Annotated in this window: 8 protein-coding genes; 7 read left to right on the top strand and 1 reads right to left on the bottom strand. The window is 73.4% G+C overall.

What is annotated here, in order from left to right:
* The 6 genes from infB to JWR81_RS06665 all read left to right on the top strand — a co-directional run.
* On the top strand, positions 1 to 1,317 hold a 1,317-nt coding region (gene infB / locus JWR81_RS06690), incomplete at its 5' end, for a translation initiation factor IF-2 (RefSeq protein ID WP_297648178.1).
* Between the two features lie 102 nt (positions 1,318 to 1,419).
* The gene (locus JWR81_RS06685) at positions 1,420 to 1,716 is read left to right on the top strand and encodes a DUF503 domain-containing protein (RefSeq protein ID WP_297648175.1); all 297 of its coding nucleotides are present in this window, start codon (positions 1,420 to 1,422) and stop codon (positions 1,714 to 1,716) included.
* A gap of 132 nt (positions 1,717 to 1,848) precedes the next feature.
* Complete coding sequence (gene rbfA / locus JWR81_RS06680) at positions 1,849 to 2,298, top strand: 30S ribosome-binding factor RbfA (RefSeq protein WP_297648172.1); 450 nt, start codon at positions 1,849 to 1,851, stop codon at positions 2,296 to 2,298.
* Entirely contained in the window at positions 2,295 to 3,314 is a 1,020-nt protein-coding gene (locus tag JWR81_RS06675; protein WP_297648169.1) for a DHHA1 domain-containing protein, read from the top strand. The genes rbfA and JWR81_RS06675 overlap by 4 nt, the downstream gene beginning before the upstream one ends.
* 26 nt (positions 3,315 to 3,340) lie before the next feature.
* Positions 3,341 to 3,943 carry a class I SAM-dependent methyltransferase gene (locus JWR81_RS06670; RefSeq protein WP_367278744.1) on the top strand — a complete coding sequence of 201 codons (603 nt, stop codon included), beginning with the start codon at positions 3,341 to 3,343 and terminating at the stop codon, positions 3,941 to 3,943.
* Positions 3,940 to 5,262 (top strand): MATE family efflux transporter, encoded by a 1,323-nt coding sequence (locus JWR81_RS06665; protein ID WP_297648166.1) that lies wholly within the window; start codon positions 3,940 to 3,942, stop codon positions 5,260 to 5,262. The genes JWR81_RS06670 and JWR81_RS06665 overlap by 4 nt, the downstream gene beginning before the upstream one ends.
* A gap of 96 nt (positions 5,263 to 5,358) precedes the next feature.
* Here the strand turns inward: JWR81_RS06665 and JWR81_RS06660 are convergent, their stop codons facing one another.
* Positions 5,359 to 6,147: a DUF5995 family protein gene (locus JWR81_RS06660; RefSeq protein ID WP_297648164.1), complete on the bottom strand. Its 789-nt coding sequence runs from the start codon at positions 6,145 to 6,147 to the stop codon at positions 5,359 to 5,361.
* Positions 6,148 to 6,347: 200 nt separating this feature from the next.
* Here JWR81_RS06660 and JWR81_RS06655 point away from each other — a divergent pair.
* On the top strand, positions 6,348 to 7,818 hold a 1,471-nt coding region (locus JWR81_RS06655), incomplete at its 3' end, for an AAA family ATPase (protein ID WP_297648161.1).

Genomic DNA, 7,818 nt, shown 5'->3' with positions numbered 1-7,818 from the left:
GCCATGCGTGCCCGTGGCGCGAAGTCCACGGACATCGCGGTGATCGTGGTCGCCGCCGACGACGGCGTCATGCCGCAGACGGTGGAGGCGATCAACCACGCCCAGGCGGCCGACGTGCCGATCGTGGTCGCGGTCAACAAGATCGACGTCGAGGGCGCCAACCCGGCGAAGATCCGCCAGCAGCTCACCGAGTACAACCTGGTGGCCGAGGAGTACGGCGGCGACACGATGTTCGTCGACATCTCCGCCAAGCAGGGCACCAACATCGACCAGCTGCTCGAGGCGATCCTCCTCACGGCGGACGCCTCGCTGGACCTGCGGGCCAACCCGAACATGGAGGCCCAGGGCGTCGCGATCGAGGCCCACCTCGACCGCGGTCGTGGTCCGGTGGCCACGGTGCTGGTGCAGCGCGGCACACTGCACGTCGGCGACTCGATCGTCGCGGGCGACGCCTCCGGGCGCGTCCGGCGGATGCTCGACGAGCACGGCGCGGACGTCACCGAGGCCTACCCGTCGCGTCCGGTGCAGGTCATCGGCTTCACGTCGGTGCCCGGTGCGGGCGACACGTTCCTCGTCGTCGACGAGGACCGCGTGGCACGGCAGATCGCCGACCGCCGCCGTGCCCGGGAGCGCAACGCGGAGCTGGCGGGCCGTCGCAAGCGCGTCAGCCTGGAGGACCTCGACGAGGCCCTGAAGGAGACCAACCAGCTCAACCTGATCATCAAGGGTGACAACTCCGGAACCGTCGAGGCTCTGGAGGACGCGCTCCTGAAGATCGAGGTCGGTGACGACGTCGAGCTGCGGGTCATCCACCGCGGCGTCGGTGGCATCACCGAGGGCGACATCAACCTCGCCATCGCCGACAACGTCATCGTCCTGGGCTTCAACGTCCGGGCCGAGGGCAAGGCGACGGAGCTGGCCAACCGCGAGGGTGTGGAGATCCGGTACTACACCGTGATCTACCAGGCCATCGACGAGATCGAGCAGGCCCTCAAGGGCATGCTCAAGCCGGAGTACGAGGAGATCGAGCTCGGCCACGCGGAGGTCCGCCAGGTCTTCCGCTCGTCGCGCTTCGGTTCGATCGCCGGCTGCCTGGTGATGGACGGCCTGATCCGTCGCAACGCCAAGGCGCGGATCCTCCGCGACAGCGTGGTGGTCGCCCAGAACCTGTCCATCAACTCGCTCCGGCGGGTGAAGGACGACGTGGTCGAGGTCCGCGAGGGCTTCGAGTGCGGTCTGACTCTGGGCAACTTCAACGACGTCAAGGAAGGCGACATCATCGAGACCTTCGAGGTCCGTGAGAAGCCGCGCGTCTGATCCTCCCCGTCGCGTGCGGCAGGTCGGGTGCGAACCCGGCCTGCCGCACGCGACGATGGCCTGCCGACGCACCCGATCCCGCGGAGGCGGCATCATCGGAGGATGTACGTCGGAGCGTTGGAGCTGGACGTCCTCCTCGGGGACGTCCACTCGTTGAAGGAGAAGCGTTCGCTCGTCCGGCCCGTGCTGGCCGAGCTGCGCCGGAAGTTCGAGGTGTCCGTCGCCGAGGCGGGTCACCAGGACCTGCATCGGCGGGCCCTGCTCGGCGTCGCCGCCGTGGCCGCCGATCACGCGCACGTCACCGAGGTGCTCGACCGGTGCGAGCGGCTCGTGGCCGCCCGCCCGGAGCTGGAACTGCTCTCGGCCCGCCACCGCATGCTGGGGCCGGAGGACGACTAGCCTTGTCTTTCGTGAATCTCCGCCGGGCGGCTGAATCTCCGCCTGGCGGCGTTGATCCACGAGAAGTACCTTAGGGTTGGTCACTGTCAGTCATCACTGCCCGGTGGCTCCCGTTCGAATGGAGTGCTCGTCATGGTGGACCAGGCCCGCGCGCGGCGGCTGGCCAAGCGGATCTCACAGATCGTGGCCGCAGCGCTGGAACACGAGGTCAAGGATCCCCGGCTCGCCAGGGTGACGATCACCGACACGCGCGTCACGGGGGACCTCCAGGAGGCCACCGTGTACTACACGGTGCTGGGTGAGACCGTCGACGCCGAGCCCGACTTCACCGGGGTCGCCGCGGCACTGGCCAGCGCCACCGGTGTGCTCCGGTCGCTGGTCGGGGCGGGCACGGGTGTCCGGCGTACCCCCTCGCTGACCTTCGTGGCCGACATCGTGCCTGACGAGGCGCGGCGCATGGAGGAGCTGCTGGCCCGCACCCGCGAGTCCGACGCCGAGGTGGCGCGGCTCGCGGCCGGCGCACGGCCCGCGGGGGACCCCGATCCGTACCGGGTTCCGCGCGAGCGGGACGACGAGGAGTGAGCGGCTCCACGGAGCTCGCGGGCGCCGACCACGCCGTTGCCACGGCGGCGACGCTGCTCACCGGGGCCCGTGACGTCACGCTGCTGGCGCACGTGCAACCCGACGCCGACTCGCTCGGCAGCGCGCTCGCGCTCGGCATCGCGCTGCATCGGCGCGGGACGACGGTCCGGGTCGCGTTCGCCACCCCCGGCGAGGTGCCCGAGACGTTGCGCCCGCTCGACGTGGACGGGCTGATCGTGCCCGTGTCCGAGGTGCCTGCCGCCCCGGACCTGCTCGTCGCGTGCGACGCGGCGGAGCCGTCCCGGCTGGGGTCGCTCGCCGGCCGCCTCGACACCGCGGCCACCACGATCATGATCGACCACCACGCGTCCAACCCGGGGTTCGGCGACGTGCAGGTGCTCGTGCCCGGCGCCGAGGCCGCGGTCGTGCTGGTGCACCGGATCCTGGTCGCGATGGGCGGTGCGCTCGACGTCGACGTGGCCCGCTGCCTCTACGCGGGGCTCGTCACCGATACCCGTGGGTTCCGCACGGCCGGATCGGCGGCCCACCGCCTCGCCGCCGAGCTCGTGGACACGGGCCTCGACGCGGAGGCGCTCGTGCGCCCGATCATGGACACCCACCCGTACTCGTGGCTGGCGTCCCTCGGGGCGGCGCTCGAGCGCTGTGTCCTCGAGCCCGACGCCGCGGGCGGCCTCGGCCTCGTGCACACCGTCATCCCGGGCACCGACGTGCGGCGGTTCCGCATCGAGGAGATCGACAGCGTCGTCGACGTGATCCGCACCACGGCCGAGGCGGAGGTGGCGGTGGTGCTCAAGGAGGTCGGCGAGCACCGCTGGTCGGGGTCGCTGCGCTCGAAGGGCGGCGTCGACGTCGCGGCCGCAGCCGCGCACCTGGGCGGAGGCGGGCACCGGCAGGCTGCCGGCTTCACCGTCGAGGGCGACGCCGACTCCGTTCTGGCGGCGCTGCGTGAGGCCTTCGCCCCCCGTACGGAGGCGGTCCGGCGGCTCGCGGGCTGACCGCCCGTCCCCGTTACGGTGACCGTGTGAGCGAGACCAAGGCGTTCCTGGCAGCGTTCCTGCGCCGTCCCACCACGATGGGGGCCGTCGCTCCGAGCTCGGCCCGGCTCGGCGCGGTGCTCGCCGCGGTGGTGCCGGCCGAGGGCAGCCCGGTGGTCGTCGAGCTGGGTCCGGGCACGGGCGCGGTCACCGGCGTCATCGCCGATCGCCTGCCCGCGGGCTCCCGCCACCTCGCGGTGGAGCTCGACCCGGACATGGTGGTCTACCTCCGCCGCACCCGTCCCGATCTCGAGGTGGTGCACGGCAATGCCCGTGACCTGGGCAGGCTCCTCGAGGAACACGGCGTCGACCGCGTGGACGCCGTCGTCTGCGGGCTCCCGTGGGCCCTGTTCGACGACGCGACGCAGGCCGAGATCCTCGGCGAGATCAGCCGGGTCATCGGCACGACGGGCGCCTTCACCACGTTCGCCTACCTGCACGGTATGGCGCTGGGCGCCGCCCGGCGCTTCCGGCAGACGCTGCGCGGGGCGTTCGACGAGGTGCTGGTGAGCGCGACGGTGTGGCGCAACGTGCCGCCGGCGTTCGTCTACGTGTGCCGCAGGCCGCGCGAGGCCCCCACCGCAGGATGACCGCTCCCGACCGCATCCCGCCCCGGGCGGTCCTGGCGCTGGCGGCCCCGGCGCTCCCGGTCCTGGCGGCCGAACCGCTGTACCTCCTCGTCGACACGGCCGTGGTCGGGCGGCTCGGTGCCGTCCCGCTGGCCGGGCTCGCGGTGGCCGGGGTGCTGTTCGCGCAGGTCACGAGCCAGCTGAACTTCCTGTCCTACGGCACCACGGCGCGCACCGCCCGGATGTTCGGGGCGGGCCGGCGCGCCGACGCCGTGGACGAGGGCGTGCAGGCCACCTGGCTGGCGCTGGCCGTCGGTCTGGTGGTGCTGGTGGTCGGCCAGCTCGTGGCCGCTCCGGTGGCCGGGGCGCTGGGCAACGGGGGCGACATCGCCACCGCCGCGGTGTCGTGGCTGCGGGTCGCGCTGTTCGGGGCGCCCCTCGTGCTCGTCACGCTGGCGGGCAACGGGTGGATGCGCGGCGTGCAGGACACCGGGCGGCCGCTGCGCTACGTGCTGGGCGCGAACGCGGTGTCCGCCGCCGGCTGCCTGGTGCTGGTGCACGGCGCCGGCTCCTGGGCGGGGCTCGGGCTCGTCGGCTCCGCCGTGGCGAACGTGATCGGGCAGGCGGTCGGGGCGTCGCTCTTCTTCGCCGCGCTGCTGCGGGAACGCGTACCGCTGCGGCCCCGCCCGGCGGTGCTGCGCGCCCAGCTCTCCCTCGGCCGCGACCTGCTGGCCCGCAGCCTCGCGTTCCAGGCCTGCTTCCTCTCGGCCGCCGCCGTGGCCACCCGCTTCGGCGCCGCGACGGCCGCGGCGCACCAGATCGTGCTGCAGCTGTGGTCGTTCATGGCGCTGGTGCTGGACGCGGTCGCGATCGCCGCGCAGTCGCTGATCGGGGCGGCGCTCGGCTCGGGCGGCGTCGAGCGGGCCCGCGGACTGGCGCGTCAGGTGACGGTCTACGGGCTCGGCCTCGGCGTCGGGTTCGGCGTGCTGTTCGCGGCGCTGATCGGGGTGCTGCCGCCGGTGTTCACCCCCGACGCCGCGGTGCTGGCCGTGGTGCCGGTGGCGTGGTGGTTCTTCGCGGCGCTGCAGCCGGTGGCGGGCGTGGTCTTCGCGCTCGACGGCGTGCTGCTCGGCGCCGGCGACGCCGCCTTCCTGCGCACCTGGACGCTCGTCGCCGCGGTGCTCGGCTTCCTGCCGCTGATCTGGGCGTCGCTGGCGTTCGGCTGGGGGCTCGCGGGGATCTGGACGGGGCTGACGGCGTTCATGCTCATCCGCTTGCTGGCCGTGGGCCTGCGCACCCGCTCGGGCCGCTGGGCGGTGGCGGGAGCCGAACGCAGCTGATCACCCCCGATCCGCGCGCCGTTTCGCGTCCTCGCACCCTCCGTGGACGGTGCGAGGACGCAAAATCGCGCGCGGATCGGCGTGTCCTCGTGGCTGTCACATCAGCAGGGGGACCTTCAGCACGATCGCGCCGAACGACCCGGCCATCCGCGCGAGGCGCTCGTCCGACCGCGCGACGGCGGTCCCGCGATCGCCCGAACCCCAGATCTCGTGCGCCACGTCCCACGCCACGGCGCGCGTCCAGCGCACGACGAGGTCGCCGATCCAGTCGGCCCCGCGGTCCCAGATCGCGTTGTCGGGGCCCTCGGAAAGGAACGTGTGCATCTCCTCGCGCAGGGGATCCATCTCCTGCGCGAAGACCTCGTTGATCATCTCGTAGTCGTGGCGCTGCTGGTCCCGGACTTCGGCGTCACCGGGATCGCACTTCTGCCATGTCTCGAGCAGCGCCGCGGAGAGGTCGTAGTTGATGTGGGCGTTCACGCCGGCCGCCGCGAAGTTGGCCTCCGGGATGACGTCCTGGCGCCGGTCGAACAGCACCTTCCAGCACGCCGGCGTCGCCTCCGGGTTCGTCGCCCAGGTGCGGATGGCCTCGAAGAACCGGCCCGCGAACGCGACGTCGAGACCGACGAGGAAGTCGTCCGGGGCGTGGAAGTCCCCGGTCTTGTCGAGCTCGTCGATCCTGGCGGTGATCACGCTGTAGAGCCTCGTGAAGCAGGCGATCCCGTCCATGCGCCCCCGACGGGACGTGGCGACGGCACATGCCTCGACCGCCCGGAGCCGCCCCAGGACATCGGGGATGTCCGTCGGTGTCCCGTCGCCGGTCGCCGTCTCCAGCTGTCGCGCTGCGTCCCGTTCGCTCTGGTCGTCCGGGTTCTGGTCGGTCACGGGTGGTCCCTCACTCCTCGCCGGGCCCCGCCGGTGCGGGCTCTCGCCCGGAGGAGTCCGTTCGGCCGCTTCTGATACGTGCCATGTCCCATCCTCAAGCACACCCGGTTGCACCTGGTTGCTGATCGGACACCGAACTAACGTCGCCCGACGTGAGCGAGGGCCGGGCAGCATCTCCGCTGGTCGGTCGGCAGGATGACATGGCAACGCTCACCGCCGCCCTCGATGCCGCCCGGCAGGGCCGGATGGCCGCCCTGTTCCTCACCGGTGAGGCGGGTGTCGGCAAGACCCGGCTCGTGCAGGAGCTCGTTGCCCGCGCCACCGCAGCCGGGGCCACCGCCCTCGTCGGCGGGGCCACCGACATCGCGGAGAGCCCGCCGTTCTGGCCGGTGGTCTCGGCCCTGCGCACGGTGCTGCGCTCGGAGGACGGTGCCTCGCTGCGGCGGCAGCTGGCGCCCTGGGCGGACCAGCTGGACGAGCTGGTGGCGCCCGGCCCCGCCGCGCTCGCCGACCCGCCCGCGCGCATGCAGACGCTCGAGCTGCTGCACCGCGTGGTGCTGCGGCTGGCCGAGCGTTCTGCGGTCGTCCTCGTGGTCGAGGATCTGCACTGGGCCGACCGGTCCACCCTCGACCTGCTCGCCTACCTCGTCGCGAACCTGTCCGACGAGCGCATGCTCATCGTGGCGTCGCACCGGACCGGCGGGGCGTCCGACGGGTCGGTCGCGCGAGGGATGATCAACGAGCTGTCGCGGCACCGGCAGGTGCGCTGCCTGGAGGTGGCCCCGCTGCGGCGGGCGGCCGTCGCCCGGTTGGTGGAGTCCGCGGCGCCCGGCCGGGCCGATCTCGCCGAGCTGGTGTGGAAGCGCTCCGCAGGCAACGCGTTCATCGCCGAGGAGACGCTGCGCGCGGCCCTGGGCGGCGACCCGGACGCGCTGTCGATGACCCTGCGGGAGCTCGTGCTGTCGCACATCGGCCGGCTCACGCCGCCGGCGCTGCGGGTGGTGCGCGCCGTCGCGATCTGCGACGGGCCGCTCCCGCACGCGCTGCTGGCGGCGGTGCTCGAGGACGCGGGACCCGAGCTCCTAGGGTCGCTGCGCGAGGCGGTCGACGCCGGCGTGGTGGTCGTCGACCCCGCCACGAACGGGTACCGGCTGCGCCACGGTCTGCTCACCGACGTCGTCATCGGCGAGCTGCTGCCGGGGGAGCGCATCGACCTGCACCGGCGCTACGCCGTCGCGATGGAGGGCAGCGGGGCGTTGGAGCTGCCCGGCATCGACGCCCGCCGGGCCCATCACTGGTACGGGGCGGGGGACATGGACCGTGCCGCGGTGGCGGCCGTCGCGGCGGCCGAGGCGGCGGGGCGGGTACGCGGGTACGCCGAGGCGCACCGGCACTGGCTGCGCGCGGCCCGGCTGGCCCGCGTGCTGCCGGACCCTCCCGTGCCCCGCGCCGCCTGCCTGGCGCAGGCCGCGGAGGCGGCACACCTCGCGGGCGACGCCGACCAGGCCGTCGCGCTCCTCGTCGAGCAGATCGACATGGTCGACGACGCCGACGGCCGCAACCTCGCCCTCCTGCACGCCCGGACCGGCCAGTACCTGGTGGCCGCCGGCCGTGGCACGGAGGCCGCCCTCGCGTTCGGGCGCGCCATCGCGGCCCTGCCCGCCACCGGCG

Source organism: Pseudonocardia sp., assembly GCF_025965585.1.
Lineage (GTDB): Bacteria > Actinomycetota > Actinomycetes > Mycobacteriales > Pseudonocardiaceae > Pseudonocardia.
Note: the sequence above shows the minus strand (reverse complement) of the source record. Positions and strands in the feature narration are given on the sequence as shown.

Coding starts and splice junctions, on each gene's coding strand:
- JWR81_RS06685 (WP_297648175.1), top strand. CDS start 1,420: ATGTACGTCGGAGCGTTGGAGCTGGACGTCCTCCTCGGGGACGTCCAC.
- rbfA (WP_297648172.1), top strand. CDS start 1,849: ATGGTGGACCAGGCCCGCGCGCGGCGGCTGGCCAAGCGGATCTCACAG.
- JWR81_RS06665 (WP_297648166.1), top strand. CDS start 3,940: ATGACCGCTCCCGACCGCATCCCGCCCCGGGCGGTCCTGGCGCTGGCG.